The following is a 25,002-nucleotide window of genomic DNA, read 5'->3' on the forward strand; positions in this document are numbered from 1 at the left end:
GGCGTAACCCCGCGTACGCAATTCAAACTCCGCGTGCGCCGCGCCGCTTCTCGGCGACCATCGGGAACGCTAGCCTTTCCGCTCTCTCGCGAGGCGTGGCATGAGCCAGATCGTCGGGCCCGGCTCGAGCAAGCAAGTAACATATGCGAAGCCGCAGCCGATCAGGCTGCTGGTCCTGGCGCCCAGCCTCGCCGTGCTCGCTCTGCTCGTTGCCGCGGCGGCGATCACGCCTGGCAATTTCTTCGTCAACCTGCTGGGCTTCGCCTTCGGCTTGCCGATCACGGCGGCATGGGGCGCGCTCAGCGCTTTCAGTGTGGCCGGCGGGGCCCTCAACGCCGCATTCTCCATGGCTCTCGCAGGCGCCGTCGTTCCGGCGATCGCGGCGGGCGTCGCCGCCGGCCTCGCGATCGCACTGGCGCAGCGCCTGCACTGGCTGCCTGGCGGCGCGCGCCTCAAGCGCACGGTCGCCTCGACCGTGGCTTCGCGCGAGTTTTGGGTTGGCGGCGTCGTCGACAGCGCGCGCCTGCTCGCGACCAATCTCGCCACCGCGTATGTCGTCAGCGCGATTCTGACGGCGCTGGGCGTGTTCGCCTCCGCCGAAACCTATGCGGCGGCGTTGGACCACGTAACGGCGGCCGGCGGTCACGGCGGCTTCGACACGCTCTCGTTCGACAGCGCCCTCTACGCTCTCTTCTTCGCTCTCGGTCTCGCGCTTTGCCTAGGCGCCATCGGCGGCTTCGCATCGGGAGCGGCCGTCGGCGCCCTATTCGGCGGCCTCTCTTGGACCGGGCTTGGCGTCGCCGCGGTCCAGGGCGCCGCCAAGGGGTTCACGTTGAGCGCGTTCTCCGTCCCCGAAAAAGGACGGCGTGGCGGCTTCCTCCGGCGCATCGCCCTGGCTGCACTGCATGGCGGCTTGACGGGCGCCATGGGCGGCGCGTTCGTGGCCGTGCTGCTCTGTGCGCTTCAGCTGCTCACGGCCGGCTAAGCTATTCCGGCAGGCGCGCCAGCACGGTTTCGGTAATGCGGTCGCAACGCGCGCCGAGGAACGGAAACGCATCGGTCAAGGTGGCGGCCAGCCGCTCGCTCAGAGCTGCGCGCAGCATGCGCCGCGCGCGATGAAGCCGGGTCTTCACCGTCTCCTCGCGAATGTCGAGGCAAGCCGCGGTCTCGGCGATGCTGCACTCCTCGACGTCACGCATGATGAAGACGAGCCGGAACGCTTCGGGCAGTTCGTCGATCTCCGCTTCGATCAAGCGGCGCACCTGCGCCCGCGCCACGTCGGCCTCCGGCGTCGCAGCGGGATCGGCGTTGGGAAACATGATCACGTGCCCGCCGCCATTTTGCGCGGCCTCGATGGCGTCGACGTCGACCACATCTTTGCGGCGGCGCAGCCGGCCATTGGCTTCGTTGAGCGCGATCCGCGTAAGCCAGGTGAAGATGCTCGACTCGCCGCGGAAATCGCCGAGATGGGTGAAGGCCCGCACGTAGGCCTCCTGCACCACATCTTCGGCTTCGGCCTCGTCGCGCATGAGCGCGCGCGCGGTGCGGAAGAGGCGCTGATTGCCGCGGCGCATGATGGCGCGGAACGCATCGCGCTCGCCGTCTCGCGCGCGGCGCACCAACTCCGCCTCCTCCATCGCGTCGTAGTCTGGACGCAGTCCAGTTTGGGAAACGGCCATCTCGAACTCCGTTGTCTTAAGCCTATTGGATGCGGCAGTCGGGGCAAAGGGATCCGCCTCACGCGCGCGCAGCGCGCAGCAGCGCCATGACCTCGTCGCGCGGGCCGGGCTCGCGATAGACGCCACGGAAGCTGCGCGTCACCAGCAGCGAGCCGTGCTTGCGCACCCCGCGCGAGGACATGCATTCGTGCCGGGCCTCCACCACCACGGCGACGCCGCGCGGCTGCAGCGAGCTCTCCAGCGCGTCGGCGATCTCCGACGTCAGACGTTCCTGGATCTGCAGGCGGCGCGCGAATGCATCGACGAGCCGCGCCAGTTTGGAAATCCCGACCACGCGCCGCACCGGCAGATAGGCGATGTGGGCGACGCCGCGGATCGGCGCCATGTGGTGTTCGCAAACCGACTCCAGCTCGATGTCGCGCAGCACGACAACGTCCTCGTAACCGCCGACCTCGTCGAACGTGCGGCTCAGCACCGCCGCGGGATCGGCCGCGTAGCCGGCGAACCACTCTTCGTAGGCGCGCACCACGCGCGCCGGAGTCTGCAGCAGGCCTTCCCGCTCGGGCTTGTCGCCGGCCCAGCGGATCAACGTCCGCACCGCATCTTCGGCCTGCGCGCGTGATGGCCGCGGCGCCGGCGGCGAGGCCTCGATGTAGGCATCGCCGCTCTCGAACGTGGAATGAACCGTCTCCAGCATGTCTCACCTCGCGTCTGTCGCCAATTGGATGAGCGCCGCGCCCGGAGGTTCCCGAAATTTTTCATTCCGGCGGGAACGTTCTGCGCGCGCCCGCATCTGATGGCTGAGGAGGCGCTGAACCATGGGTGCGCAACAACAAGCGGGCGGACCCGATTTCGCCCTGGGCGTGGCGCTCGCGGAGCTTCCTGAAGGGACGACCCTCGCTGGCCGTGTCGGCGACGAACCTGTCCTGATGTCGCGCCGCGGCGGCCAATTCTACGCCCTCTCCGGCGCCTGCACGCACTACGGCGCGCCGCTCGGCGAAGGGCTTGTCGCCGGCGATCACGTGCGCTGCCCCTGGCATCACGCCTGTTTCGATCTGCGCACCGGCGAAGCCATCGCCGCGCCTGCTTTCCAGCAGCTGGCGCGCTGGCGCGTCGACATCGAGGGCGAGCGCGCATTCGTGCGCGAGCGACTCCCCCGCGCACCCGCGCCGGCGCCGGCGATGCCGTCGAAGTCACGGCATCCGGACCGCATCCTCATCTTAGGCGGCGGCGCCGCGGGCTTTGCCGCCGCCGACATGCTACGCCGCAGCGGCTTTTCCGGCGCGCTCACCATGCTCAGCGCCGACGCCTCGCCGCCCTGCGATCGTCCCAACTTGTCCAAGGACTATCTCGCCGGCACGGCGCCCGAAGACTGGATCCCGTTGAAGGACGACGCCTATTATCAAGATCGCGCCATCGATCTTCGGCTCGAGACCGAAGTCGAGACGATCGATCTCGGCGCCCGCCACGTGGCCACGCGCGCCGGCGAAACCTTCCCATTCGACGCGCTGCTGCTGGCGACGGGCGCCTCGCCGATCCGGCTCCCTTCGCCGGGCTTCGATCTTCCGAACGTCCACGTCCTGCGCAGCGTCGCCGACGCGCGCGCCATCATCGCACGCGCGCAGCAAAGCCGCAGCGCCGCTATTGTCGGCGCCGGTTTCATCGGCCTCGAAGTCGCCGCGTCCCTGCGTGCGCGCGGACTCGACGTGCACGTGATCGCACCGGATCACGTGCCGCTGCAGCGTGTGCTCGGGCCCGAGATCGGCCGCTTCGTGCAAAGCCTGCACGAGTCCCAAGGCGTGCGCTTCCATCTCGGCCGCACCGCAGATTCGTTCGACGGGCGGACGCTCGGCCTTTCGGACGGCGGCGCCGTCGACGCCGATCTCATCGTCGTCGGCATCGGCGTTGCGCCCAATGTTCAGCTCGCCGCAGCGGCGGGCTTGAGCGTGAACAACGGCGTTTTGGTCGACGGCTTCCTGCGCACGAGCGCGCCGGGCGTCTTCGCCGCCGGCGACATCGCCCGCTATCGCGACCCAAGGCTCGACGAGCACATCCGCATCGAGCACTGGGTGGCGGCCGAACGGCAAGGACAAACCGCCGCGCTCAACATGCTCGGCGCCGATGCGGTCTTCGCCGACACCCCATTCTTCTGGAGCAAACATTACGAGCACAGCCTGCACTATGTCGGCCAGGCCAGCAGCTGGGACCACGTCGCCATCGAAGGTTCCATCGGGGCCGCGGACTTCACCGCCCGGTTCTTGCGCAACAATCGTCTGCTCGCGGCCGTCTCGCTCGGCAGGCCGCGCGAGACGCTCGCGCTCCACGAGCAGATGAACACCGAGGCCGCAACGGCGTTCTAACATCATGCTTGCGCTTCTTGTCTTCGCGATCGCCGCGGCGCTGGCCTTCATCGAAGCGCGCCGCAGCGCCTACGACGATGCTGCCCAATGGCGCAACGAAGTGCGCATAAGTTTGCTCCTGGGCGCCGCCGCACTGTTGATCGAACTGGCGCTGCCGGCGCGCGAAGGGCCCGCCTGGAGCGGCGGTCTCGCGCTGGCGCTCGCGGTCTTCATCGCCGATGACTTCCTTTATTATCTGAGCCACCGCCTCTCGCACCGAGTCAGCCTGTTCTGGGCCTCGCACGCGGTGCATCACTCCCCGGTGCGCTACAATCTCTTCACCGGCCTCCGGCAGCCGCCCACTTGGCTGCTGACTCCCGCGGCGGCGGCGCCTGTGGCGCTGCTTGGGCTCGGCGCGCCCGCCGTGCTCGTCGCCGCATCGGCGACGCTGCGCGCCGTGCATCATTTCCTCATTCACACTGAGCGCGTGCGCACACTTCCCGCCTGGATCGAATACATCTTCAACACGCCCTCGCACCACCGCGTGCACCACTCGACAGATCCTGCGCACCTCGACCGCAATTTCGGTGGCGTCCTCATTGTCTGGGACCGTCTCTTCGGCACCTTCACTGCAGAGCCCAAAGGCGGCAGCGCGCAACGCTACGGCCTCGTCCACCCGATCCGCGGCGGCGCCTGGGCGACATTCGCCGCGCCCTGGGAACGGCTCTGGTCGCGCATGCGCGCCGCGCCCACAGCGCCAGCGGCGCTCCGGCGCGCGCTGGCCCCGCCCGAAGCGCACTGAGCTAGGAGAAGCTGGAGCGGGCGGGGGGAATCGAACCCCCGACATTCAGCTTGGGAAGCTGACGTTCTACCTCTGAACTACGCCCGCGATGTTGGTGATTTAGCAGACTTTTTCCACGACCCACAAGCGGAACTATCGACGCTTGTTGCAGCGTCTGTTGCAGGATGTGCGCCGGACGTTCTGACCACGACGGCGATTGTGACCAGCGCGTAGCGGACGCCGGCGAGGCCGATGAACAGCAGTGGCGGCGCGACCGCGCTCATCCCGCTCTCCGTTTCAACCGCTCGAGCCAAGCTAACGCTATACGGTCGGCGTCGGCGTATTTCTTGGCGACGCGATCGACGTCGTCAGTGTCCCAGCCGACCATCTCGGCCACCTCCTCCTTGGTGTATCCCAGGCAGCGCATGTGCGTCACGAAGGTGCCGCGCGCATCGTGCAGCCTCTTGGGCTCGGGATTGCGGCCGTCGTCGTAGACGTGGAGGATCTTCGCGGCGTCGCGAACCTTGATGAAGCTCGAGGTGAGGCCTGCCGGCGTCCACGGCCGTCCGCGGCTGTTCAGCAACAGATGCGCGCGCTTGATCTTGTCCTTCTCCTCCCATTTGGCCCGCACCTGTCGGCAGAGCGCGATCACCGCGTTGAGCTCGGGGGTGCGGGGAATGATGATGTCGGCCGGCGCCTTCTTGCCGGCGGTGCGCGCGCGGCGCTGCGCCTTCAGCGGCTTCAGCGCGATCGCGTGTTCGCCTATATGCGGATCGGCGAAGCGGCAGAGATCCTCCCGCCGCAACCCGCTATAGCAGGCCAGCAACAGCGCCAGCGTCGTGTCCGGCGGCTCTTCCGGTTCCGGCGCATCCTTCTTCATCAGCTTGCGCCGCGCGGCGCGGCCGGCGCTCTCAAAGCCCATCAGCTCGCCACCGAGCCAGATAATGTCGGAGCGGTCGCTGTAGCTGAAATCTTCGATGCCATCGGCCGGGTTCGCCTCGCAATAGCCTTCGTCGATTCCCCAGTTCAGCGCCTTCGACAGAATCTCCTTGCGCACGTCGGCCGCGCGCGGGCCCTGCTCGTCGGCAACCTTCTGAAGCCAGGTGCGGATGTCGCGCCGCACCGCCTTCACCGATTTCGGCGTCAGAAATTTCGCCGGCGTTTTGGCGATGCCAGCGCTACCGATCTGCTTCAGCGCGTTGCGTTCATTGCGCTTTGTCGAATGCGCGCGATGAATGAAGGCGGGGCTGCCTTCCCACGCGGTCAGAATGCCCCCCAAGGTCCTGGTGTCGACCTTCGGATGGGTCGCTTCGGCGTAGCCTTGCGCAATCAGCTTGGCGCCCTCGACGCTGCTCTCCTGCTCGATCACGGCGGCGCGTGTTGCGGCTTCGAAGCGCGCGATCGCCGGGGCGCCCTTGCCGCGCCAGGCGTACCAATCGCGGGCGACACGCCCGCCCGGCAGCGCGCGCCAGATCTTGTTAACGCCCGGCAGCGAAGTGCTCCCGCTTCCACGCTTCGTAGTCGTCGGCATCGGCGCCGCCCTCCTGGCCCAACGCCAGCGCATCGGATGCCTGCGTGTCAAGCTTACCGGTGATTTCGACGCTGCCATCGGCAGACAATTTGAGTTTGACGCCGAGTTTCAGCGCCAGCGAGGCCGCGCGTTCGGCCAACGCATCGCTGGCGTAGCGCGCACGCGCGCGGCGGAGAGCGCGGTGCTCGGTCATCGCGCGACAGCGGTGTCGTAAAACCGGGTGGGCGGGCGCGAGCTGAACCACTCTCCAGCCTTCAGCCGGTGCGTGTCGAGGCGGATCACGGAGAAATTCGGAGCTCCAATCGCACAAGGAGCGGGCTTCAACGACTCCTCGAAGACAGGCAGCGTCGCCGGGAGCGCATCACAAGGTATTTCGAGTTGACGCGATCCCCTACACTTAGCGCGTGCGCTTGCAGATGCTTTTCTGGAAGCCATGACCCGGTCCTCATGCGCACCGTCGGCACTCAACCTAAGTCGATGGTCCAGCGGGAAGGTGTTCGCATCAAACCAATTATCCGTGCAGTTGATTGGCGTTTAATCGACGCTGCAAGCCATCGAACCCTGCATCGCACCAGACCGTGTAGGCCGGTCTTTCACGCCGTCACCTCGAGTTTCCGTCCGACGTCGTTGGCGTTGCCCGGTGTGTCCCCTTGTGGCGTCGGCGCGACTGCCTTGTTTCGCCACTGAGAAGAATCGCGAATTAGCGCTCAAGCCCCAGTGAAGGCGTGGCCTTGGCCTTTCCGCTCGCGATTGAGATCGAATAGTTCTTGCCGATCGCGAGTTGTTGCCCCGCCACAAGCGGCGCCAGTGCGACTCCATCGTTGCGTTCAAGCATGGCGAACCGCCCTTGGTGAAGCATTTTGAAGCCGCGCACTGTCCATTCGCGTTCCAGTCCGTCGTCTATGGCGATCACGCGCTTGCCCAGGGCATTCGCGAAGGCATGCGTTTCCCGCGCAAGTTCGCCCTCGCGCAGGCGCTTTAGCGCGCCTGGCTCAAACTCGAATCGGCCAGTTAAATCCCTGCCGCCGCTTTTCTCTCGCTCGTGCCAGGCGATCCGTTGCGCCAGCGCGTGTCTCACGGCTGGCGTCGATGGCAGTTGGCCGGCGGCGCCCGCGATCCCCCTCGCCAGTTCGCGATCAAGTTCAGTCTCGGCGCGGGCATAGATTTGTACTTCGAGCGGTAGCGCCGAGAGGGTGTAAACCTTCAGGCGGTTGCCGCGTCCGCTGTGTGGGTGCGGCTCGATCGCGACGAGTCCGCCGCGCTCGACGCCAGCGACGGCTCGTGCGCGGACGTTGATGAAGACGGGTCCATGCGCCGGACTGCGAACGATCGCATAAGCCTTGCCTGGCCCATCGCCACGCCGTCCGACCTCCATCACCTCCCCGGCGAAGCGGCCCATTGAAGGCCGGTAGAGACGCAGCTTCCCCTCGCCCGGGGCCAGTTCGCGCCCCAGCCTGCGGCGAATGTCGAGACCGCGGCCGATCTCCTGCAATCGCACGCTCCAATCCGGCTCGAACCGGAAGCGACCACGCTTTCGCTCGTACGCCAGTCCCATGTGCGCCAATTCGCGAACGCGGTTGCGCAGCGCCGCGCGAAGTACTGGCTCCAACTTGCGTCCAACCGCCTGGATGCGGATGTCGGCATTGCTCTTGATCTCGGCTTCGAGAAGTTGGTCCAGCCGGGTGTGCCGGGCTGACCGCGTCTCGCGCTCCAGAGCTAGACGCTCGTCATCCGGGCCGCGACTGCCGAGCATCTCGGTGGCCACGTCCCGCGCGGCATGGCGCAAGCCGCGGCCGACGTAATCGCGAGGCAGCAGGAGATCGGCTCCATCCCGCCGGCGACCGCGCAAGATGATGTGGACGTGCGGGTTGTCGGTGTTGTGGTGATCAACCGCAACCCAATCGAGCGGTGCACCAAGATCGCGCTCCATCCGCGCCATGGTAGCGCGGGTGAAATCCCTGAGGCCCTCGATGCGGATTCCACTCTCGGGCGCCAGCATCAGGCGGAAGTGGCGCTTGTCCTCCCGCGCCCATTCCTCCAAGCGCGGGTTCGCATCGACCTCGTCGCGATCGCGGTCATAGAACTGGCCCTTGTCGCCATCAGGGCCTGCGCCGTCGCGCTCAAGATACTTGCCGTGGGCGATCAGGCGAGCCGCCGCAGCTCCGCCGTGGCCTTGGTAGAAGACAGTGGCGATGACGCGTTGCCGAGGATCCGATGCGAATGCTGCTTTTCCGCCTCGAAGGCGAGCGCGGCGACCGCTCCCCTTGCGCTCCGACATGAGCTTGGAGAGCTTGGCGCCGAGCCCTCCGCTGCGTGCTTGCTGCGAAGACGCGCGCTTGTGCACCTTGCCGTTGAGAATGTCGTCGTCGCGAAACACATTGAGTTCGCGCGCCGCGCTCAGCTGGTGATCGCGTTCGTTGGGCCGCATCAACGGCGAAGCAGCCAATAGTTCTGAAATCGATGCCTTCGGCATGTGCGGCGGCGTTCGTCATTGGAATCGCACCGATGCGGTGCTTTTCGCGGCGCCAGAGTCCGCCTTGCCGCATGAAAACGCCAGGCGTTGCAAGCTCCAGACGAAAACCTGCCGCGCCCTTTATCTTGCTCTCCACCACCTGATTGCCGCGACCCCGATCTCCTCTTCATTTGCAGAGTCGCTTTTTCGGTCGCACGTAACGCCGGCGCGTGTAGCACCGTGTTGCACGCCGTTATCTCATGTGCGCAACTCGATCAGAGTTTGCGCCACACGCCTTCGATCAGATCAACGCTCACAGGCCCCCAGTAGCGTCCATCAAAGCTGTCATCGGAATCGCCCAAGAGGAGAACTTCGCTGGCAGCCAATGTGCGGCAGCCCCGCCAACCAACGGGACGGCGAGTATCGTCGTCGCGATCCTGAAGGATGACGCGGACAGCAATGTGCTCACGACCACCCCGATCGTCGCCTGTTATCGTGAGACGCTGACCATCACCGCACACATGAGCGCCGGCGGCGGCGGCGACACGCTTAATGAAGCGATCGGAGGCGTCGTCGAAACCACGCCGATGAGCCTCCTGCGGCGCCACGTCTCGCGCCCGGACGGTGACGAAGGCGTCCACGGCGATAGGCGCGCTTGTGCGCACGTAAAAACCCTCCGGCACGGACGGGCTGTGATTGTAAATCAAGAGGTCGCGCGGCGCCGCGAGCGCGGCAGCCGCCAGCGCGGCGGCCACGCCGCCGCCCAGCAGCAGGACCGATCGGGCTCGTTTGCTCATCGGGCCGACTCAAGCAGGTTCCACGCCGCGGACTGCTTTGGGGCGCTTGGGGTTCCGGATCCCCAAAGGAAAAGTCCCACGAGAACAGCTATATGGCGTCGCCTTTTTTTTGGGGGGTTGGCGGCTCGCCGAGCGGAGCGGATATGCTTGACTTTTTGGGGATATTAGCTAACTTAGGGATTATGAGCGCGACCACCAAAATCTCGGCGGCAGAATTCCAGAACAATTTCGGTCGCTACACCGACGCCGCCAAACAGGCGCCGATCGTCGTCACCCGATATGGCCGCGACGAACTCGTGGTGCTTTCGGCCGCTGAGTATCAGCGAATGCGGGCCTCCTTCCGGCGAGTTGTGGTGATCAACGAGACGACGCCCGACGAGGCCGCGGAGCTCTTCCAAGCGCTTGCTAATGCGCCCCCCTCGCCCGAAGCGCAGGCGCTCGACCACTTGATGGATGACGACGCCCGCCCGGGCTCGTGACGTCTGCGTAGATGATCCCGAAGGCGCCGCAAGCCGGCATGGTTCTGCATTACAGCTTCCTCTGGAAGCATGAGGCCAAGCGCGGTCAGGAAGAGGGCGCGAAGGATCGTCCGGTCGTCGTTCTGGTGCTCCTGGCGGATGGCGAAGAAGTGGTTGTTGCTCCCATCACCACGCTTTCACCCGACGAACGTGCGCCCGCTTTAGAGGTGCCCTCGCGCGTGCGCGCGCACTTAGGTCTCGACGCAAACCAATCCTGGATCAGCCTCGCTACGCTCAATCGCTTCGTATGGCCCGGTCCCGATCTGCGCCCGGTGCCCGGAAGCAGTCCTGCCGACGCGCTTTATGGGTTCATTCCGCAAAAGCTGCTCGACGCGGCCCAACAAACAGCGATGGCCGAACTCGCAAAGCGCGTGCCGGGCCTCGTTGTGCGCCGTACTGAAGAATGAGCCCGCGCCGCAGACGCTGGCCCGTAAGCCAATCTGGACGGCGGCGTTCAGATGTATGCGCAATTGGACGTACGTAATCGATTTTTGGACTCCCTCCTCTTGACGTAGGACGCCTCACGTTTTGGCAAGTCCAATCGAAGCGCTCCGGCGGTGCTCGCTATCGTTCTGAGCGATGAACTGAGTTCGACGCCGACGTCACCTGACTGGACTAGCCTCGTTCGGTCCACACTCCTTCGACACGCAGCGCTCCAGCGCCGTACCATCGGAAATCTGAACAAGAAGAGACAGGATGAGAGAGGCGCCGTCCGGTCAACGCGGCGGGCCGGACGGCGCCCGAAGGCCTTGGCGGTTGGAGCGCCAGCAGGCGAGCCGGGATCCGGTGCGCCTGCGCCGCTTCAGTATTCGCTTGGCAGGAAGATGACATCGTTCTGAAGCCAGAGCGTGATTTCAGGCAGCGGGAAGTCGGTGAAGGCGATGGTCTGAGAGGTGACAAGCCCATGGTCACCGTCCTCGCAGGTCAGCACGGCGCTCATGTCTTGCCCGACCTTCAGCGTCCAAACCTGGAAAGGCTCCGCCCGCACGCGCGCGTCGTGCTGATGGGAGACTATGGCGTCGAGCAGCCAATAGGCGCCGCCGGCCTCAGCTACATATTGGGCGCCGTCGGTGTATGTGATCGAAGGATAAAGCCGATGGCGATACCAGCATTCGCTGCCGGTGAATTGCGCCAAATCGCCGGCGCGAAGGGTCTTTGAAGACATTGCGATGTCTCCTCAATGTCATTGAGTTGAGATGAGCGACGCCGCTTCCGAGACGTGGAAGCGGCGTCTCGAGATCAGGCGGCGGCCAAGCCCAGCGACTTGACGGCGCCTTCGCCAGGATCGACGGCGACGAACACCTTGCCGATCCAGCGGCCAGTGGCCTTGTCTTTCCAGCGGTCGTGGCGGAGCTTGCCGGTGATCTCGGCAGTGACGCCTTTCTTCATCGCTTTGGCGGCGACGGAGGCCTTGCCGTCATTGATCTCGACGGTGAAGCGGTCGGTGCGGTTCTCGTCTTTGACTTCGAGCCAGAGCGAGACGATCTCGATCGCGCCGCCCTTCTGTTCGAACGAACGAACTTTGGGATCGTCGACGAGCGTGCCGGTGATGGTGACGCGGTTGGTCATGGAAGGGTCCTCGATGAGCATTCCCGGCTGATCCCGGGGCCGCGGGCGTCGCCCGCGACGGCGCTCTTTGCGCCCGGCCATGAGGCGGCGCGGGCAAGGCGAAAATGGTGGGGCCCGCGTCCGCGTGCGAGCACGCGGACCGAAGCCCGCGTCAGCGGGGCGGGGAAACGATTTTCTCCTTGCCGGCGGCGACGGCCGGGCGTCACTGGCGACGGCGTGGGCGACGCTTGCGGCAGCGCGACGGCCTGACGAAGCGAGAACCGATGCAACAACCGCCGGCTTAGCCGTGCACGCGTGCGCGAGCCCAATCGTTCCAATCGTCGAAGCCGGACGGCGCGGGCGCGATCTCGGCTGCGACTGTAGGCGCCATGCGAGACCGCAACGCCTCAGCCGCGCGCAAGCCGGCGGCGTCATTGTCAGACGCGATGATGAGCCGGCGCAGAGGCACAGTGATGCTTATGCGGTTGAGATTGCCGGCGCTGAGCGCGGCCCAAGCAGGAATGCCGAAAACGTCTGATGCCGAAAGCATGGTCTCGACGCCCTCGCCGACGGCAAGTTCATCCTCGACTTCAGCGAGCCGGACAACGCCGCCCATCAATTTGCCGATGACGCGTCGCGGTGTCGGCACGGCCGCTTTCGCCGTGCCATGAGGACTGAGCAGCGTAACCTGGACGCCTTGAAGCGCGCCATCGGGGTCCGAGATTGCGGCGACAAGCGCAGGCCGCCTTGCGCGGTCGTCCAGACTGGTCATGCACGCGTGGAAGCGGAGCGCGGCGCTTTCCCAAAGCGCCGCCGGGATCGCTCGCCGCCGCAGATAGGCTTCGGCAACGGAGTGCTTCAGTGATCGGCTTTCATCCCAGATGCGCTGTGCGCGTGCGATACGCTCTTCGTCGGCAGGCTGCGCGGCGATCCTCACCGGCGCCGAATGCGAACCGCGCAACTTCGCGCGCGGCTCATTTTCCAAGAGGCCAAGATCGGCCAAGGCGCGCCGCACGTCGCGCCAGTCGTCCTTGGGACTGAAGCAGTGAATGAGGATGCGCCCCTCCTCCGTCAGGCGAAGCGAGACGGAGCGGTCCCTGTGACTGTGATTTGGTCCAGGGATGAGAGCGCGCGCGCCGCCGTCGAGCAGGATGCCCCCGCAAGCGGCGACGATGCGCTCAAGCCGCGACATCAGAAATCTCCTCCTCCGCGAATGGCGACGGGCTCTTCGCCAAGAGCCAATCGACCGCGATCTGCGCCTGGGCGGCGGCGGTCAAGAACGCGCGCTTATCGTCGGCCAAAAGCTTCATCCAATGACCGATATAGGAAGCATGGTCATGGATGTGATGCGGGGGCAGCCGCAAATGCGCGCCCAGCAAGCTTGCGCCGATCTCGGCGACAAGCTCTTCGGCTGCAATCGCGTGCTGCGAGAACTTCTTGCCCATGTCGCGGCCGACGCGATGAGGCGCCATGGTCGCGTGAACGCTCTCATGATTGAGCGTCGCAGCGTAATCCTCTGCGGTGTCGAAGGCGCCAATCGGCGGCATGCCGATTACGTCCTTGCTTGGAATGTAGCAAGCGATGTCCCGCGTCGCGATGCGGGCGATGTCCAGCTTTGCGAACCAGCTTTCGTGCGCCGCAAGCGGCGCGAGCGAGGACACGACCGGTTCTGGATGAAAGCGGGCTGGTAGGTTGTCGATCTGATCGGCGCAGAAGACGACGTACCATTTCAAGAACCGGAACGCGTCTTCGACCTCGGCGTCGGCATCATCGGTGCGTTTGCGCGTGCCGTGCCCGTAATAGACGACGACTTCGCCGCGTTCGCTCTTGCGCACTTGCGCGCCCAGCTTCACGGCCTGATTGAAAGTCAGCCAATAGGGCGAGGCATAACCCCGCTCGATCGCGGCGGACCAGAGCAGAATGACATTGACGCCCCGATAGCTCTCGCCGGTGACGCGGCGCGGTAGCACAGGCCCGATGCGTGCGCCGTCCCACGGCTTGCGCCACGGCAAGACGCCGGCCTCCAGCTCAGACAAAATCTTCGAGGTTATTTCGGCCGCGACATCGCGGCGCGCGCCAGCAAGGGCGTGTTGGCTTGTCATGATGAAACTCCAGAAAAAAGTGCGCCGCCGGCTTCAAACCGGCGGCGCTGGATTGAATGAGAAGAGGCGTCAGGCCGCTTGCGTCTCTGCAAGAGCGCGCTTGCCGTCGGCGGTGACGGCGAAGGCGCCTTCGCGAGGCGGCGTGATCAACAGATCAGGCAGCCAGCCTGCGCCCTTGAGCGTTTGAGCGGCCGTGCGAGCGAGTTCGGCCTTCTTCATCTTCTGGAACGCGGCGATCATGCCGCTGCGTTCTTGCTCGCCGAGTGACGCAATCGCTGACGCCGTTTCCAGAGCTCCGATCGCCAGCGCCTTGGGCGCGGCGGACCAGAAGTCTTCGTCCGCTTCCCAGTGGCGTGTCATGTCGAGATCGAGCGCGGCAGCCAGCGCATCGCCCATGCGCTGGAGCCGCTTGTCCTCCGACGAAACGCCGCTATGCGTGAGATCGACCGTCTCGGCCAAAAACACAGCGAGCATTTCGAGCAGCTTCTCGATCGGTTGGTCGATGCAGGCTGCGAAGAACGCCAGTTCATCCTCCTCCGCCTTTTCGGCGTAGGCGATTCGTACGTTCTCCATCGCATCGTCATCGTCAAAGCCGATGGGGCGCGCTTCAACGCCCACGCCCGGGACGCGTGAGCGGTCAGCGCTTTGGCGCATCAGCGTGAAGACGAGCAAGCCCAACGCGACCGCCGGATTGGCGGCCAGACTCGCGCGCACGCCGCGGGTCCGGGCTTCGGTCAGTCGCTGGGTCAGCGCCTTGGTGAGACGCGGTCCGTCGTCGGCATCCTCTTGTAAATCAGAGGCGTCCGGCGCGCGCTCCTCTGACGCCGCCTTCACATCTGTCTTGCGCAGCTTGGCGATCGCTTTGAGGTCGGCGCGTTTGATGAGGCCCTTGGTGATGACCGCGCGCCCGTCGCGGTCGATGGCGACCGCGGCGCCTGCATGCGCCATCTGCTTTGGATCGAAGGTGCGCGTCGCCTCGCGCGAGGCGTCGAGCTTGGCCTCGGCTTCATCGCGTTCGGTCCAGAGCGGATTGTCTTCCTCGGCGCCTTCAAGCTTGGCGTCGAGCTCTTCGAGCCGCGCTTCGAGCTGCGCCATCTCCTTCTTCTCCGCAGCCTTCAGCTTGCGTTGCGTCGGATGGAGCCGCTCGCCGGCGCAGCCTTCAATCTGGCCGTGGCCGCGCAAGGTTTCGACCCAGCCCCAACCTTCGGACGCGAGGCCCGCGCACATCTGATCGAGCCGCTCGGAAGCGAGCCGCTGCAACAACTCGCGATCGTCAAACAAGACGACGTCGGGCTCGAACAGATCGCGGACCAAACGACCGCCAGCCGCTTCATAAGCCTCCGCGCCGACAAAGCGTGCAATCCGGTCGTGCGCGGGAATGCGGCCCACAGTCAGCGCGTTGCGTACACTTGGGGCATGCGTGATGGGCTTCGCGAACTGGCGGAAGACACGCTCCTGCGCCGCGTGGTCATCGTTGATGGCGAAGGCGCGCGCCACGTCGAGATTGATGTCGCCCTTGCGGTAGGCCGCCCTGATCTTCGGCGAGAGGCGCGCGAGCGCGAGCCGCTGTTCGACTAGGCGCACCGTGCAGCCGAAGCGGCGGGCAACGTCGTCGACGCTCATGCCGCCATCGACCAGCCTTGCGAAGGCTTCGACCTCGTCCATCACGGACATGGGCGAGCGCGTCACGTTTTCGTCCAGGCTGATCTCAAGCGGATCGTTGGTCGTGTCGATGACGCAACGCACCGGTTCGCTATCTTGAATCTGCTTGCGCTTGACGCGCAGCAGCTGCGCCTGGCGCCGGCCTTCGCCGATCTGCACCAGGTAAAAGCCGGTGCGTGCGCCGGCGTCATCAAACTCCGGCTCGACCACCAGGTTCTGCAGCATGCCTTTGGCTTGAATCGACGCCGCAAGGGCTTCGATCTCTGCTTTGGAATGGGGCGTCTTGCGCGCATTCCTGGGCGACTTCTTGAGCTTGTTGAGCGGGATCAGCACGACGCCGGTCTGAACGGCGTGCTCGTCATGGGTTGCGATTGCTTGTGTCATGGAAAGCCTCATTGGCTTTCCCGGCTGCGATATTGCTCGCCGGGGCCGCGTGCGCGACCCCTACCCTTGCGCCCGCGTTCAGGCCGGTCCTGTCGAGGGCTTTAGAGCGAAGCGTCCCTCGACAGGACCGGACGCGCGGGCTACGCCGTTCTCGCGCACGCGTACGGGCTGCAAGGACGCGGGATGCCGGCATCGGTGGCTAAACGCAACGCCGCGCGCCTCACAGCCGTATGTGGTGGCCGCGCCGCGCGCGTTGGTCGTCGCCTGCCGCGCTGGCTCAGGGCGGCCATCGTGTGCGGGATCTTAGCAGACCAGCCGGACAGGGGATGAAGCAACAAGGTTCACGCCTCCTTTTTCGGTCATTACCGCAACTTACCGCCGGTAGCGCTCCGCGGGCTTATCGCGCAGGCGGCGGAGTTGCGACCTCGCTCAAGTGCATGTGTTTGAGAGCGGCGCGGTCGGTTGATCAAACACAGCTGCGAGCGCATCGGATCGGGCATGGCCGCGCGCGCGCGGCCCGTCGGGCCGCGATCAGCAGGCGCGAGCGCGCGCTGGCGCGCGCGGCGGCGTTCTGCAGCTTCCATCCGATAGCATCGAGAGCGGCAGGCGCCGTCGCTTTGCCTCGCTGCGCCAGCCTTCCGCCAAGCGCGACCGCGCTTGCTGATCGCCGCTGACGGAGAGATCCAACAAAACGCCCAGCATGATCTGCGGCCAGGTGAACAGCCTGGGGTCGAATTCCGCCGAGACGAAGGTCCAGATCGTGGGGAAGAACGACCGCAAATAGAGCGACGCATCGAAATACGCGGCTTGCGGCACGCCCGGGGTGCACCGCACGAGCACCGGCTCCATCAGCCGCGACACGGGCTTCGGAATCTGGCGCAATTCGAACAGCAGCTTGGCCCTCAGATGGGAGAGCCTCAAATTGTTGATGTTGATCGGGAAGAGCACGCAAGGGGCGCGTCCGGCCTGCTGTCTCAGGCCATCGAACGCCAAGTGAGCCGCCTCCCGGATAGAGGCGAGATCGACCTCCGCAGCCTCATTGCTGGGGGCGCAATAGTCTCGAATTTGCAGGAACGCCGCCGACGCGCCTTGCACTCTGACGAACCAGGCCGTGTCGCCGCCCTCGCGCGCCACTGCGTCAAACCGAAACGTGAGCTCCTGGGTGAGCTCCTGCTCCATGTCCTCATACCTGATCCGCTCACGTTCTTTCGCCAGCGGGCGCGGCGCGGGCGAAAGAGCGGCGGGCGAAGCGGATTCGGGCTCGCCCTGCGCGGCGGCGGACGCCAGCCACTTGGCGGCCGATTCCGGCGGCAAGTCGCGCATGACCAGCTTTTCGATTGGCAGCACTTCGTTGCCACTCAGTCGGTCGGTGAGGTAGGCGACGAGCAGCAGCCGCAGGTCCGCCGTCTCCAAGCTCGTCGCAGGATGGCGGATCAGCGTCAGCACACCCTCATCCAGCAGAACGATATTCTCATCGCCGCAGAGATTTCGCGCCCACTCGACGACGGCGTCGCTGTTGCGGTGCAGGTACTCGAGCCAGCGCGGCGCGTCTTCGCTGCGCACCGGCTCGATCGCTATGCGCAGCACGTCGCTAAGATCACGCAGCCCGCCGGCGGCTATGATCTCCTTGAGACGGGCCTTGTCGCAGCCGTTAAGCGTGAACATGCAAACTGGTCTTGGCAGGTTGTGGCAATGGGAAACGCTCACCCAGAGCGTGCATCGCCTTTCCTAAACGTGCAGTAAAGCAAACTGCTCCGACGCTTAAGACGAGCCGCGCCGTTAGGACGAGGCCATCGATGCAAACAAGCGCAGGACGTCGTCAATTTCGAGCGGCTTTTTCTGAAACGCGGCGATGCCGGCCGCCATCACCCGGCGCCTCGTCTCAGGATCGTCCTGCGCACTGATGACGATCGTGCGCTGCAGCAGCTGCGGCATCTCGCGCCGCAATTGCTCGATGACGTCGAAGCCGGAGACGCCGGGCATCATCAAATCGAGGAAGACGACTTTAGCGTCCAGCGAGAGCGCCCGGGCGAGAACGTCCCGCCCGTCGGCGCTGACGTGTACGTCGGCGCTGTCCTCGAGCGCCCATTGGATGAGCTGCTGATTGACGGGATTGTCATCCACCACAAGCACGTTCGGTCGCATCGATGTTCGGTCTCCGCGCGAACGCTGCCGCCCTGCCGGTTAAGTCGGCGATAAAGGGGCTGCGTTTTGAACTGCAACGCGCCGCCATCGTGAAGAGGTGAGAAACCAGCGCGCGCATAGCTTTTGCTGAGCCGATGAGAGCAAGGCCGGGGCATATGCAGCAAGTCGTAGATCCAGTGCTGGCGGCGGCGCCCGTCGTCGCGCTCGCCGCTATCGCCGTAGCGCTGATCGAGCACCTTTCGCGACGAACGCTCCGCACGGAGAACGTTCGCCTCGCCGAGGCGGTGCGGCAGTCGACGCTGATCGAGCAGCGGGCCCATGCGATCCAGACGGCCGGTCAGATCTCGCTCTGCGACATCGATCTCGCCAGCGACGAAGCTTACGTTTCTCCGGCCATGTGCGCGGTGCTCGGCGTGCCGAGCGGAGAAGCGCTGGCGAACGCCTCGGTGGTTCTGGCCAGCGCCGTCCATGTCGAAGATCTGTCCGAGGTCGAGGTGGCGATCGACGCCTCCAAGCGCGGCGACTCCGCAACCGTGATGGCGCGCGTCAAAGACCTCGAGCACGACGCCCACCGCTGGCACCGCGTGTTCGTGGCCGGCGCCGTCGACGCCGCCGGCAGGGCGACCCGGCGCATCGTCGTAACCCAGGACATCGACGATCTCGTGCGTTCAATGGAATCGGCCAATCAGGCCAGCAGCCTCAAGTCGCAGTTTCTCGCCAACATGAGTCACGAGCTGCGCACGCCGATGAACGGCGTCATCGGCATGGCGCAGCTGCTGCAACGGAGCGAGCTCGATCCAAAGCAGCGCCGCTACGCCGACACGATCTTGAACTCGGCGCGCAGCCTGCTTTCGATCATCAACGACATTCTCGATCTCTCCAAGATTGAATCGGGAATGCTGCGGCTCGATCCGGATTGGGTTGGCCTCGATCAGCTCGCACACGCGGCGCTCGGAGTAGTCGAAGGCGTCGCCTTGCAGAAGGGCGTTGCGCTGGAGCTCGAGCTGCCGCCGCGGGCCGACCAGACGCTGCTTTACTGCGACGCCGACCGCGTTCGCCAAGTGCTGGTCAACCTGCTCGGCAACGCGCTGAAGTTCAGCGACGAGGGCGTGGTGCGGCTCGGCATGGAACATGTCGGACGGGCGGGCTGGAAATTCGCCGTCACCGACAACGGCCCTGGCATCCCCCCCGATCAGCAGGCGCAAATCTTCGAGCGCTTCCGACAGGTGGACGGATCGAGCACGCGCAGGCACGGCGGCACAGGCCTCGGCCTTGCGATCTGCAGCGAGCTTGTGAGCATCATGAAGGGCGCGATCGACGTCGAGAGCGTCCCCGGCCACGGCTCCACGTTCTGGTTCGTGCTTCCGCTCGAGTCGCGGCGCGCCGCCGAGGCAAACCAGAGCAAAACGGACCCGATACGCCGGGGGGACGATCTTGCCGGGGCGCGCGTGCTGCTGGTCGAGGACAACGAGACCAACCGGCTGCTGATGCGCGAGGTGCTGCACGAAGCTGGCGTGGTGCAACTGACCGAGGCGGAGAACGGCGCTGATGCAATCGAGTGTCTGGAGGCGGCGCACTACGATCTCGTGTTGATGGACATCCACATGCCGGTCATGCCCGGCGACGTAGCGATCCGCACCATCCGCGCTTCAAACGCCCCCTATGCGAGCGTGCCGATCATGGTGGTCACGGCCAGCGCCATGAAAGGCCAACGCGACGCATATCTTGCGACCGGCGCGGACGAATATGTCGCGAAGCCGCTGGACCTCGCCGAATTCGAGCACAAGGCGCGCGCGCTCCTCGCGGCCGGGGTAGAACGGCGCGGAAAGTGCGCCCGCGCTTGAGGCGCGGGCGAGCGCCGGCATGCGTGCCTCGCGCATTGGAATTCGAACGTCCGAAACCTCTCCTCCCGGAGCGCCCGGCGCACGGCCGAGTCAAGTTCTCTGCTCGGCGCGCATACAGGTGTGGAGGGGTGAACGGACGCGCCCTGCGTTACCACAAAGAACGCCGTGTCCCCTCGACGAAAATAGTGTTGTGCTGGTTGACGCGCTCAAGCGTCAGACGCGAAGCTCCCTTTCTACCGTCTCGTCCGCGCTAATTGTTTGCCAATGGGTGAGCTGAGGGACAGGGCCGGATTAGCGACGCTTGGCGCCCAGCCGCTGAGACCTGGGCTCGGATTTGGTTGCGCACAGCTATTGTCACGCTGTGGCCAGGCCGCGGCCGTGCGTTTGCTCGAGACCGCGCTCGATGCTGGGATCACTCACTTCGACGTCGCCCGCTCCTATGGCGACGGCGCCGCTGAGCAAGCGCTTGGCCAGATTGCTCGTCGCCGCAGGCGCGAAATGACGATCGTCACCAAGGCGGGCATGGCGCCGCCGACCTTGGCTGGACGAGTCGCGCGAAGGCTGGGCGGCGCGCGATCGGCTCATCGAAGCGGCCTGTTCGCACCAGACCAGGTCGCGCGGTCGGTCGAGTCCAGCCTCCGGGCGCTGGCGACGGATCACATTGATGCGCTGTTGCTGCATGAATGCGAGCCAGAGCATGTGACCGAAGCGCTTATCCTAAGACTCGGCCGGCTCATAAGCGAAGGCAAGATCGGCGCTTTCGGCATCGCTACGAGCAGCCAGGCCACCGATGAGCTGCGCCGCCGTTGGCCGCAGACATGGCGCGTAGTCCAGCTCGCCGATGATCCCTCGTTGCCGCTGCCGGCGGGCGGCCGCTCCATCTTCGTTACGCACTCGGTGGTCTCCGGCGCCCGATTGCGCGAACGATGTTCGCCCGCTGCTGAGCTCGCGATCCGAGCGGCGATGGAGCGCAATCGTTCAGGCGTTGTGCTGTTCTCGTCCTGCAACCCACAGCACATCCAGAAAAACGCGCTTCTCGCCGAACGGGTGATGTGCCCAGCGCTGGCGGGAAGCGCTGTCGCAACCTGCACGGGTTCGGCGGACAACCAGCTGCGTCAGGCGCGGCCGCTGCCGCGCGGTCCTGCATTGGCCGAGGCCCCATAGTATGAGCCGGGCGCGAATGCTCATCTGGTTGATCGCACTTGGAGCTCTCAGCCCGGTGTTCTGACGTCAGTTTTGGCGACCGCCGCGCAGAGGCGGCGAATAAGGTCTGCCGAGTCCATCGGCTTTTCGCAGATATCGAATCTGCCGGCAATTTCCGCCAGAGCATCGAGCGCATAGCCGGTCACGATCACTGTCGGCACCCCTAAAGCGGCCAAGCGGTTCAGCGCCGGCAAAGCCCAAGCGCCGCCCAAATTGATATCGACCACGGCCGCGTCTGGTCTCTCGTCGCTCAGGCGCCGCAGCGCTTCCGCTAGGCTGGCGATCGGCCCAATCACTGAAGCGCCCGCAGCGCTCAGTGCGTCCTCGATCTCGGCACCGACGAGGGCTTCATCTTCCAGCACAAGGACGCGCCAGTCTCGCAATCGAGGCGGATGCTGAGCTTGGTCTTGCATGAATGTCCTCACCCCGAATATTTCTCGCCGCCGGACTGACAGGCGCATTCGCGTCGCCGGTCCGGCGTTGCTAACGCCCGGCGTTACCAAAGGTTCGAGGCTGCGTGAGAGGCAACCAGCGGTCTCGCGATCGCAATTGAGCGAGTTCCGCCGCCGTCGGCGCGATCCCGGACCCATTCTTGCGGTCCCTCTTCAACTCGCTGCGAGCGGCCGATACTGGGATGGTACCTGATAGGCCTGACCGCAAATCGTCAGCGCCGGGAAGGAGTGAGGCACCAGGGTCACCGCTGACGTAAGGGCCCTGCGCAGCACTAAGGGTCGATCCCATGACGACCACGTTCGTAGCATTCCCCGCCTGCGATAATGCCGGCCCCGCAATCACCCCGAGTACGGCCGCTCTGGATACTTGCGCGCCGTCAATCGAACCGTCTCCCGTACCGGACTGAGCGGCGACGTTGGCTAGTGCGTTGCCAGCTCCCGCCACGAGAACGGGCGCACACCCACCGGACAGGCAGGCGCCGAGCGCGATCGAACCAGCAGCGGCATACGGAAGCATGTGCGCCGCGGCCTCGGCTCTGGCGTTAACTCGACCCGTGACGCAGCTGGTATCGCCGCCGCAGGCGCGAGCATCATTGATTCCATCAAGTATCGCCTCATTCTGTCGCCCAGTTGGATCAACATTGTTCAGCGGGTCGTTCCGCACGTAGGCGTAGAGGTTCAGATCATCCTCATACCCGACGGGGTCAGTTTGCAGGGACTATCGGTCCAGACGCGCTTCATCGTAGGTGCAGCCATCTTCCCTAGACGCGCCAAATCGATAAGCGGCACCACGTCTCCTAGAGGCCCTTCGATACCAAAATTTCCCTAGAAGCGGTTTTCGGGCACGCGGAACAGCTGTACCGCCTCGGACTTGAATGCCCGCGTATACGCTCTGCGCCGTCCTGATCCTCCTCAGCCAGACAAATTTCGTCGAATCCAATTTGCCACGCGGAGTCCCACGAATTGCGCGAGGATAATTGCAGAGAACCAAAACAAACTGCGCGCCCAGTTAGCAGGCGCGAACACGTAGGAGATGCCCCCTGGTAGTGTCCCAACTTCCGCCCATCCAATGCAGATCGACCCGATAGTTGCGGGAAGCAAAAACCCCAGCGCAACGCGGAGCCACCTTGCCCTATTCATGGTCTTCCTCGGTGGCTTGTGCGCTGCTGCTCGCTGCTTCACCCGCTATCCCGGCCACAATAGGACTTGCTCCTGACTCCTCAAGAAAACCACCAACGATCCCGCCCATGACGCCACCCGAAATGGCGATCGGAGATGTCATGGACTCACCCATGTTCGTCGACAATGGACCTCCATTGTCTAGGTTGTTAAGAAAAGTTGTGACCTCGCCTCCTAATGGCGCAGCACCACCGCCGATAAGGCCTTTTGCGAGAGCGCTGCCGCGCTGATCTGCAACCGCTCCGCCTACAGCGCCGCCAGTCGCCGCATTAAATACGCTTTGCACCGTTGCGTTCTCGTTTGTCGCCAACTCCGCAGTGCCCGCTCCAAGTGCCCCCAACACCGCACCCCTCGGATTGGCCCGCACGGCTGTCCCGATGATTACTGCGTTCCGAACACCGGATGCCAACTGCCTGTTCGCCCGTGCTGACGCAGCATCATAAGTCTGTCGCTGACTCGGGGTCAGCGTAGCCCGAAACGCTTCTTCTTCGTCGCGCTCCCGTTGAAGCATTTCTGACTGCCGACCATCTGAATCCACACGATTGAGCGGATCGTTCCGCACGTAGGCGTAAAGGTTCAGATCGTCTTCGTACCCGACGGGGTCAGTTTGCAGGGACTGTCGGTCCTGACGCGCTTTTTCGTAGGCGTGGGCATTTTCTCTAGACGCGACAAATCGATACGCGGCGCTCCGGCCTTGAGACGCTCTGCCATTCCGAAAAATTTCCCTAGTGGCGGTTTTCAGGGGGCGCGGACGCGGCCACTCTGAAGCGCTGCGGAGGGCGGCGGCGCCGCTCGCAACCCCCCTCTTCGTTGGCCTCCTTAGAGCCGAACATCAAACAACAGAGGATCGTATGCATCAACCTGAACGCGCCCATGCGGCACGGTAAATCGAACTGCTTCCAATCCACCGTTCAAGGCGGCGAACTCTGAAAGGCGCTCGATCTCGCCGTGGAGATAGCGGACCGCGTCTGGGTCATCCAATTCTCGAAAGAAGAGCAAACCCAGCTTCGACACCTGCAATTTCTGTCGTTGGTCCAGTAGGGATCGCACACAACCGATTAATAGGCTTCGAGGCTGTAAGACATCATCACCCAAGGTCGTGGCATTATAGAGTTCTCGCGCGCTGCCTAGCGCACCAATCACGATTATCTCTCGTGCTTGGAACGCGTCGCGGAGCCGACAGATCGCGGTCTTGTCCTTTTCGTCCAAGTCGTCGAGGCCTTGCTTCACTTCAAGGAGAGGTCCAAGCGCGAACGCACAAACAGAAGCCATTACGCGGTCTCGATGGGGGGAATCGTGCAGCACGGCGCAGATAGTCATTAGGGTCTGTCTCTTCTCGTCCGAATGCGTGATCCAGTTTGCCCGTCGCGGGCGCGGTAGGTTTCGCGGATGTCTCGATTAGAAACGGGTCGGTCCTGTCCGGCTTGGTGACGAACCGTCCCGTCGGGCGCCACGCGCCTTACGTTCTGAGACGTGGCAGTCGCAGAGCTGCTGCCATGGCCACTCGCTCGTAGCCTAAACAAATCATGGCCACCTCTCTGCACCGTGGGATTTCCTCCCGCTTCCGCAATCGTGCTCTCTACGTAGCCCTGCACTGTCCTCTCTCCAGGGGCGGGACGGTACCCCCGCGACGCAAGGCCCACATCACCGGCACCTCCAATCGCGCTCCGAATCGGTCCTCGTGCGAAGTCACCACCTGGCAAGACACCAACGACTACAGCGACGCCGCCACCCAATGACGGGTTCTGGGCAAGCTCACCCAGTCCTGTTAGATCGCCAAGTCCGGGAAGCGCATTCGCAACAAAGCTCCCTAACGCTGTTGCTTGCTCGGTGAAACGTTGCGCCTCCTCAGGGGTCTGGTTTAGCGGATCGTAGTCGCCCACCGCAAACGATGCGGACTCTCTGCCGGTCGGATCAGCCAAGTTCAGCGGATCGTTCCGCACGTAGGCGTAGAGGTTCAGATCGTCTTCATAGCCGACGGGGTCAGTTTGCAGGAACCGCCCCAGCCCGGGATCATAGACGCGCGCCTTGTAGTGATAGAGTTGAAGCTCTGGCAGCGCTGCTTGTCCTGTGTATCTGAATCTCGGTCCAGGCCACTCACGCGGCCGTCCATACGGATCGTAAGCGTACGTCGTCGCAGCGCCGGTTGCGTCTGTCGTTGCGATGATCGAGCCCTGACGATCGGCGATTAAGCCCGCTTGGATCTGACGTGTTCGCGCCTTCGTACCAGATGAGCGGTTCGTCTACGCCGGGGCCGTGGGCGTAGCGGTCTATCAGCGGGGACTACAGTGAGTATTGGGCGTCGCGCGCGTTGCACGCGCGCCGCGCTCTCGTCGCTTCGCGACGGAGCCGCGCTGAGTAAGAGATCAGCGCGTCTCCGCCCTTC

Annotated in this window: 25 protein-coding genes and 1 tRNA gene; 8 read left to right on the forward strand and 18 right to left on the reverse strand. The window is 64.8% G+C overall.

Annotation, left to right across the window (positions count from 1 at the left end; all coding sequences use genetic code 11):
• Positions 1–100: 100 nt before the first annotated feature.
• A complete protein-coding gene (locus VEA80_RS04530; RefSeq protein ID WP_325059508.1) occupies positions 101–985 on the forward strand; it encodes a hypothetical protein in 885 nt (294 codons plus the stop codon).
• 1 nt (position 986) lies between these two features.
• On the opposite strand, the gene VEA80_RS04535 is transcribed toward VEA80_RS04530, so the two are convergent.
• Both VEA80_RS04535 and folE read right to left on the reverse strand, forming a co-directional pair.
• Entirely contained in the window at positions 987–1,679 is a 693-nt protein-coding gene (locus VEA80_RS04535) for an RNA polymerase sigma factor (protein ID WP_325059509.1), read from the reverse strand.
• A 58-nt stretch (positions 1,680–1,737) separates the two neighbouring features.
• Positions 1,738–2,376 carry a GTP cyclohydrolase I FolE gene (gene folE, locus VEA80_RS04540; protein ID WP_325059510.1) on the reverse strand — a complete coding sequence of 213 codons (639 nt, stop codon included), beginning with the start codon at positions 2,374–2,376 and terminating at the stop codon, positions 1,738–1,740.
• 121 nt (positions 2,377–2,497) lie between these two features.
• Between folE and VEA80_RS04545 the strand changes: the two genes are divergently transcribed.
• Positions 2,498–4,039 (forward strand): FAD-dependent oxidoreductase, encoded by a 1,542-nt coding sequence (locus tag VEA80_RS04545; protein WP_325059511.1) that lies wholly within the window; start codon positions 2,498–2,500, stop codon positions 4,037–4,039.
• A 4-nt stretch (positions 4,040–4,043) separates the two neighbouring features.
• Positions 4,044–4,820, forward strand: a complete 777-nt coding sequence (locus VEA80_RS04550) for a sterol desaturase family protein (protein ID WP_325059512.1) — start codon at positions 4,044–4,046, stop codon at positions 4,818–4,820.
• 12 nt (positions 4,821–4,832) lie between these two features.
• Here VEA80_RS04550 and VEA80_RS04555 read toward each other — a convergent pair.
• The 4 genes from VEA80_RS04555 to VEA80_RS04570 form a co-directional block, all read right to left on the reverse strand.
• Positions 4,833–4,907 (reverse strand) — tRNA-Gly (locus VEA80_RS04555).
• A 172-nt stretch (positions 4,908–5,079) separates the two neighbouring features.
• Entirely contained in the window at positions 5,080–6,330 is a 1,251-nt protein-coding gene (locus tag VEA80_RS04560) for a hypothetical protein (protein WP_325059513.1), read from the reverse strand.
• On the reverse strand, positions 6,278–6,574 hold the full coding sequence (locus tag VEA80_RS04565) for a hypothetical protein (RefSeq protein WP_325059514.1): 297 nt from the start codon (positions 6,572–6,574) through the stop codon (positions 6,278–6,280). Before VEA80_RS04565 ends, VEA80_RS04560 begins: the two co-directional genes overlap by 53 nt.
• Positions 6,575–7,030: 456 nt before the next feature.
• The gene (locus VEA80_RS04570) at positions 7,031–8,095 is read right to left on the reverse strand and encodes a DUF3363 domain-containing protein (RefSeq protein WP_325059515.1); all 1,065 of its coding nucleotides are present in this window, start codon (positions 8,093–8,095) and stop codon (positions 7,031–7,033) included.
• 12 nt (positions 8,096–8,107) lie between these two features.
• Here VEA80_RS04570 and VEA80_RS04575 point away from each other — a divergent pair, with 12 nt between their 5' ends.
• Entirely contained in the window at positions 8,108–8,779 is a 672-nt protein-coding gene (locus tag VEA80_RS04575; protein ID WP_325059516.1) for a hypothetical protein, read from the forward strand.
• A gap of 278 nt (positions 8,780–9,057) precedes the next feature.
• Here VEA80_RS04575 and VEA80_RS04580 read toward each other — a convergent pair whose 3' ends face one another.
• Positions 9,058–9,537 carry a S26 family signal peptidase gene (locus tag VEA80_RS04580; protein WP_325059517.1) on the reverse strand — a complete coding sequence of 160 codons (480 nt, stop codon included), beginning with the start codon at positions 9,535–9,537 and terminating at the stop codon, positions 9,058–9,060.
• Positions 9,538–9,761: 224 nt separating this feature from the next.
• On the opposite strand from VEA80_RS04580, the gene VEA80_RS04585 reads away from it, so the two are divergent.
• Both VEA80_RS04585 and VEA80_RS04590 read left to right on the forward strand, forming a co-directional pair.
• Positions 9,762–10,058, forward strand: coding sequence for a type II toxin-antitoxin system Phd/YefM family antitoxin (locus VEA80_RS04585; RefSeq protein ID WP_325059518.1), 297 nt, complete (start codon positions 9,762–9,764; stop codon positions 10,056–10,058).
• A gap of 11 nt (positions 10,059–10,069) precedes the next feature.
• Positions 10,070–10,504 carry a hypothetical protein gene (locus tag VEA80_RS04590; protein ID WP_325059519.1) on the forward strand — a complete coding sequence of 145 codons (435 nt, stop codon included), beginning with the start codon at positions 10,070–10,072 and terminating at the stop codon, positions 10,502–10,504.
• A gap of 395 nt (positions 10,505–10,899) precedes the next feature.
• Here the strand turns inward: VEA80_RS04590 and VEA80_RS04595 are convergent, their stop codons facing one another.
• The 7 genes from VEA80_RS04595 to VEA80_RS04625 form a co-directional block, all read right to left on the reverse strand.
• Positions 10,900–11,262 (reverse strand): DUF6876 family protein, encoded by a 363-nt coding sequence (locus VEA80_RS04595; RefSeq protein ID WP_325059520.1) that lies wholly within the window; start codon positions 11,260–11,262, stop codon positions 10,900–10,902.
• 74 nt (positions 11,263–11,336) lie between these two features.
• Positions 11,337–11,666 carry a single-stranded DNA-binding protein gene (locus tag VEA80_RS04600; RefSeq protein ID WP_325059521.1) on the reverse strand — a complete coding sequence of 110 codons (330 nt, stop codon included), beginning with the start codon at positions 11,664–11,666 and terminating at the stop codon, positions 11,337–11,339.
• A gap of 280 nt (positions 11,667–11,946) precedes the next feature.
• On the reverse strand, positions 11,947–12,837 hold the full coding sequence (locus VEA80_RS04605) for a DUF7146 domain-containing protein (protein WP_325059522.1): 891 nt from the start codon (positions 12,835–12,837) through the stop codon (positions 11,947–11,949).
• Positions 12,824–13,747 (reverse strand): ArdC family protein, encoded by a 924-nt coding sequence (locus VEA80_RS04610; protein ID WP_325059523.1) that lies wholly within the window; start codon positions 13,745–13,747, stop codon positions 12,824–12,826. The genes VEA80_RS04605 and VEA80_RS04610 overlap by 14 nt, the downstream gene beginning before the upstream one ends.
• 69 nt (positions 13,748–13,816) lie before the next feature.
• Positions 13,817–15,793 (reverse strand): ParB/RepB/Spo0J family partition protein, encoded by a 1,977-nt coding sequence (locus VEA80_RS04615; RefSeq protein WP_325059524.1) that lies wholly within the window; start codon positions 15,791–15,793, stop codon positions 13,817–13,819.
• 531 nt (positions 15,794–16,324) lie between these two features.
• The gene (locus VEA80_RS04620; RefSeq protein ID WP_325059525.1) at positions 16,325–17,458 is read right to left on the reverse strand and encodes a hypothetical protein; all 1,134 of its coding nucleotides are present in this window, start codon (positions 17,456–17,458) and stop codon (positions 16,325–16,327) included.
• 114 nt (positions 17,459–17,572) lie between these two features.
• Entirely contained in the window at positions 17,573–17,938 is a 366-nt protein-coding gene (locus tag VEA80_RS04625) for a response regulator (RefSeq protein WP_325059526.1), read from the reverse strand.
• Between the two features lie 155 nt (positions 17,939–18,093).
• Between VEA80_RS04625 and VEA80_RS04630 the strand changes: the two genes are divergently transcribed.
• Positions 18,094–19,782, forward strand: a complete 1,689-nt coding sequence (locus VEA80_RS04630; RefSeq protein ID WP_325059527.1) for an ATP-binding protein — start codon at positions 18,094–18,096, stop codon at positions 19,780–19,782.
• A gap of 264 nt (positions 19,783–20,046) precedes the next feature.
• Positions 20,047–20,946: an aldo/keto reductase gene (locus tag VEA80_RS04635; RefSeq protein ID WP_325059528.1), complete on the forward strand. Its 900-nt coding sequence runs from the start codon at positions 20,047–20,049 to the stop codon at positions 20,944–20,946.
• Positions 20,947–20,993: 47 nt separating this feature from the next.
• On the opposite strand, the gene VEA80_RS04640 is transcribed toward VEA80_RS04635, so the two are convergent.
• The 4 genes from VEA80_RS04640 to VEA80_RS20390 all read right to left on the reverse strand — a co-directional run bounded on the left by VEA80_RS04640 (position 20,994) and on the right by VEA80_RS20390 (position 24,820).
• The gene (locus tag VEA80_RS04640) at positions 20,994–21,347 is read right to left on the reverse strand and encodes a response regulator (protein WP_325059529.1); all 354 of its coding nucleotides are present in this window, start codon (positions 21,345–21,347) and stop codon (positions 20,994–20,996) included.
• A 121-nt stretch (positions 21,348–21,468) separates the two neighbouring features.
• A complete protein-coding gene (locus tag VEA80_RS20530) occupies positions 21,469–22,152 on the reverse strand; it encodes an RHS repeat-associated core domain-containing protein (protein ID WP_414731492.1) in 684 nt (227 codons plus the stop codon).
• Positions 22,153–23,435: 1,283 nt separating this feature from the next.
• Positions 23,436–23,936 carry a hypothetical protein gene (locus VEA80_RS04645; protein ID WP_325059530.1) on the reverse strand — a complete coding sequence of 167 codons (501 nt, stop codon included), beginning with the start codon at positions 23,934–23,936 and terminating at the stop codon, positions 23,436–23,438.
• The gene (locus VEA80_RS20390) at positions 23,936–24,820 is read right to left on the reverse strand and encodes an RHS repeat-associated core domain-containing protein (RefSeq protein WP_349257207.1); all 885 of its coding nucleotides are present in this window, start codon (positions 24,818–24,820) and stop codon (positions 23,936–23,938) included. The genes VEA80_RS04645 and VEA80_RS20390 overlap by 1 nt, the downstream gene beginning before the upstream one ends.
• Positions 24,821–25,002 lie beyond the last annotated feature (182 nt).

Origin of the sequence: Vitreimonas sp. (assembly GCF_035627415.1) — a bacterium.
Lineage (GTDB): Bacteria > Pseudomonadota > Alphaproteobacteria > Caulobacterales > Aquidulcibacteraceae > Vitreimonas.

Excerpts from the sequence above, each read along its gene's own strand:
- VEA80_RS04530 (WP_325059508.1), top strand. The coding sequence starts at position 101 with ATGAGCCAGATCGTCGGGCCCGGCTCGAGCAAGCAAGTAACATATGCG.
- VEA80_RS04535 (WP_325059509.1), bottom strand. The coding sequence starts at position 1,679 with ATGGCCGTTTCCCAAACTGGACTGCGTCCAGACTACGACGCGATGGAG.
- folE (WP_325059510.1), bottom strand. The coding sequence starts at position 2,376 with ATGCTGGAGACGGTTCATTCCACGTTCGAGAGCGGCGATGCCTACATC.
- VEA80_RS04545 (WP_325059511.1), top strand. The coding sequence starts at position 2,498 with ATGGGTGCGCAACAACAAGCGGGCGGACCCGATTTCGCCCTGGGCGTG.
- VEA80_RS04550 (WP_325059512.1), top strand. The coding sequence starts at position 4,044 with ATGCTTGCGCTTCTTGTCTTCGCGATCGCCGCGGCGCTGGCCTTCATC.
- VEA80_RS04560 (WP_325059513.1), bottom strand. The coding sequence starts at position 6,330 with ATGCCGACGACTACGAAGCGTGGAAGCGGGAGCACTTCGCTGCCGGGC.
- VEA80_RS04575 (WP_325059516.1), top strand. The coding sequence starts at position 8,108 with ATGGCGCAAGCCGCGGCCGACGTAATCGCGAGGCAGCAGGAGATCGGC.
- VEA80_RS04585 (WP_325059518.1), top strand. The coding sequence starts at position 9,762 with ATGAGCGCGACCACCAAAATCTCGGCGGCAGAATTCCAGAACAATTTC.
- VEA80_RS04590 (WP_325059519.1), top strand. The coding sequence starts at position 10,070 with ATGATCCCGAAGGCGCCGCAAGCCGGCATGGTTCTGCATTACAGCTTC.
- VEA80_RS04595 (WP_325059520.1), bottom strand. The coding sequence starts at position 11,262 with ATGTCTTCAAAGACCCTTCGCGCCGGCGATTTGGCGCAATTCACCGGC.
- VEA80_RS04600 (WP_325059521.1), bottom strand. The coding sequence starts at position 11,666 with ATGACCAACCGCGTCACCATCACCGGCACGCTCGTCGACGATCCCAAA.
- VEA80_RS04605 (WP_325059522.1), bottom strand. The coding sequence starts at position 12,837 with ATGTCGCGGCTTGAGCGCATCGTCGCCGCTTGCGGGGGCATCCTGCTC.
- VEA80_RS04610 (WP_325059523.1), bottom strand. The coding sequence starts at position 13,747 with ATGACAAGCCAACACGCCCTTGCTGGCGCGCGCCGCGATGTCGCGGCC.
- VEA80_RS04615 (WP_325059524.1), bottom strand. The coding sequence starts at position 15,793 with ATGACACAAGCAATCGCAACCCATGACGAGCACGCCGTTCAGACCGGC.
- VEA80_RS04620 (WP_325059525.1), bottom strand. The coding sequence starts at position 17,458 with ATGTTCACGCTTAACGGCTGCGACAAGGCCCGTCTCAAGGAGATCATA.
- VEA80_RS04625 (WP_325059526.1), bottom strand. The coding sequence starts at position 17,938 with ATGCGACCGAACGTGCTTGTGGTGGATGACAATCCCGTCAATCAGCAG.
- VEA80_RS04630 (WP_325059527.1), top strand. The coding sequence starts at position 18,094 with ATGCAGCAAGTCGTAGATCCAGTGCTGGCGGCGGCGCCCGTCGTCGCG.
- VEA80_RS04635 (WP_325059528.1), top strand. The coding sequence starts at position 20,047 with ATGGGTGAGCTGAGGGACAGGGCCGGATTAGCGACGCTTGGCGCCCAG.
- VEA80_RS04645 (WP_325059530.1), bottom strand. The coding sequence starts at position 23,936 with ATGACTATCTGCGCCGTGCTGCACGATTCCCCCCATCGAGACCGCGTA.